The sequence below is a fragment of the Treponema sp. R80B11-R83G3 genome, assembly GCF_054786115.1.
Genome location: NZ_BDHF01000164.1, coordinates 1 through 2,155 on the forward strand (window position 1 = coordinate 1; position 2,155 = coordinate 2,155).

2 protein-coding genes are annotated in these 2,155 nt (G+C 45.0%); one reads left to right on the top strand and one right to left on the bottom strand.

Features of this window, described 5'->3' with window-relative positions; genetic code table 11:
• Positions 1–71: 71 nt before the first annotated feature.
• Complete coding sequence (locus ACYVRH_RS12060) at positions 72–1,352, top strand: aminotransferase class I/II-fold pyridoxal phosphate-dependent enzyme (protein ID WP_461257154.1); 1,281 nt, start codon at positions 72–74, stop codon at positions 1,350–1,352.
• A gap of 78 nt (positions 1,353–1,430) precedes the next feature.
• Here ACYVRH_RS12060 and ACYVRH_RS12065 read toward each other — a convergent pair whose 3' ends face one another.
• Entirely contained in the window at positions 1,431–1,610 is a 180-nt protein-coding gene (locus ACYVRH_RS12065) for a hypothetical protein (RefSeq protein WP_461257155.1), read from the bottom strand.
• Positions 1,611–2,155 lie beyond the last annotated feature (545 nt).

Sequence of the window (2,155 nt, forward strand, 5' to 3'; positions counted from 1 at the left end):
CTGTAAAGATGTAAATACTCTATATTAACAAACAGACAAAAAGAGTATAAAATAAAGCAAAGGAAGTACCCATGAAACAGTATACCCAAATGAATGTGGCTGAATTATCAGCGCTTAAAAAAGAACTTGATGAGGCTTTTTTAAAACATAAGGAAAAAGGCAAAAAACTCAACATGACACGAGGAGTTCCCTCCAACGAGCAGTTGTCACTTTGCAATGATTTACTAACCTGCCTTTCAACGTATGATTACAAAGCCGAAAACGGAGCCGACTGCCGTAATTACGGCGGAATTGACGGCATCCCCGAAATGAAAAAAATATTTGCTGACCTTCTGGAACTTACGCCGGAAGAAGTTATTGTTGGCGGCAACTCTTCGCTTGCCCTGATGTTTGACAATGTGGCGGTTAATATGTCACACGGCGTAAGGGACGGGCAGCCTTGGAAGAGTCAAGGGCAGGTAAAATTTTTGTGTCCCGTTCCCGGTTACGACCGCCATTTTACAATATGCAAATATTTCCATATCGATATGATACCTGTCGCGATGGGGAATGACGGCCCCGATATGGACGCAGTCGAAAAGGCAGTTAGTTCCGACCCTTTGATTAAAGGTATATGGTGCGTACCCAAGTACTCAAACCCTACCGGCATAGTCTATTCTACCGAGACGGTAAAACGCTTCGCGAATCTAAAACCAGCAGCCGATGATTTCCGTATTTACTGGGACAACGCCTATGGTTTTCATGATCTTGGAAACGCGAAGAGGATAATCCCGAATATTATCCGTCTGTGTGAAGAAGCAGGAAATCCGAATATGCCGCTTGTGTTCGCCTCTTTTTCAAAAGTCAGTTTTGCCGGCGCGTCCGTAACCTGTATGGCTTCCTCAAAATCCAACTGCGACTATATCCGCCAGCGGCTAATCGCGCAGACAATCGGGCCGGATAAATTGAACCAACTGCGCCACTCCCGTTTCTTCAAAGACTCCCGCGGCGTAATGGCGCACATGGAAAAACACGCCGCAATTCTAAAACCAAAGTTCAATCTTGTTAAAGAAACCCTGCGCCGCGAATTAGGCGGCCTCGGTATCGCCGAATGGACTGAACCTGAAGGCGGCTATTTTGTCAGCTTCGACGCGCTTAATGGCTGCGCGAAAAGAATTGTATCTCTCTGCGCGGAAGCCGGCGTTGCCCTTACCCCCGCTGGCGCGACATTCCCCAACGGCAACGATCCTCAGGACAGAAACATCCGCATCGCCCCGACTTGCCCTCCGCTTGAGGAACTTGGGCAGGCGCTGGAAATATTCTGTACCGCAGTTAAACTTGCGGCTGTGGAAAAGATAGTGGGTAGTATGTAGTGGTTAGTAGATAGCAATGAAAGAAGAATGTTTTTAGGAAAGTTACTCCGTTAATTCGCCGTCTTTAGTTCCGTACTGTTAAACTAAAACCGCTTCTTTGGCGGGGGTTTTAGGGTGCGCTGCTTTATACTCGGCGAGTTCCCTGGAAATTTCTGCTTTGTCTTCTTCTGTCAATTTTCTGCTTTCCAAAACGATTTCTCCGTTTTCAAGTCCGTTCAAAAGCCAATCCATTTTTTCTTGCGTATCTATCGCATACATAATTACTCCTCCGTTTCAGGAAAATATTTTCTCAGTAAGACATTCGCATCTTTTTCAAAGATTGCCATTCTATCTTTACTTATGATTCGGTGATTTTGTCTATTTCAAAAACCAGTTCCATGTTTTTATTGTATCATGAGCAAGTAAAACAGGCAATTTACGCTATAAAAAGCGGTGTCAAACAGTACGTATTCTCTACACGATGTATGCCCAAGAATTTATTCAGTACAGTCAGGGCAGGCTGCGCATGGCAAAAACTCTGGGAGAACCCGACTCCGAGCCTTTCCGGCGACTAAATAGCGGTGGGTAGAAAGCTTTATCTAGGGTTTGTCGCCGGACTTTTATTCTCTGAATTTTCTTTGTTTTATTCCAAAGTCTCTACGTCGGGGAACCCACAGAAGATGTTTTTGCCATGCGCAGTGTCCTGCCCACGCTGAACTTGCCGTTTTAGACCAAAGCATATAAGGTGGTATACAAAAGCCCAGGAGGGAAACATGGGCAAAAGAAAAAGTTATACTGCCGAAGAAAAAGTAAAGATTCTCAGA

Excerpts from the sequence above, each read along its gene's own strand:
- ACYVRH_RS12060 (WP_461257154.1), top strand. The coding sequence starts at position 72 with ATGAAACAGTATACCCAAATGAATGTGGCTGAATTATCAGCGCTTAAA.
- ACYVRH_RS12065 (WP_461257155.1), bottom strand. The coding sequence starts at position 1,610 with ATGTATGCGATAGATACGCAAGAAAAAATGGATTGGCTTTTGAACGGA.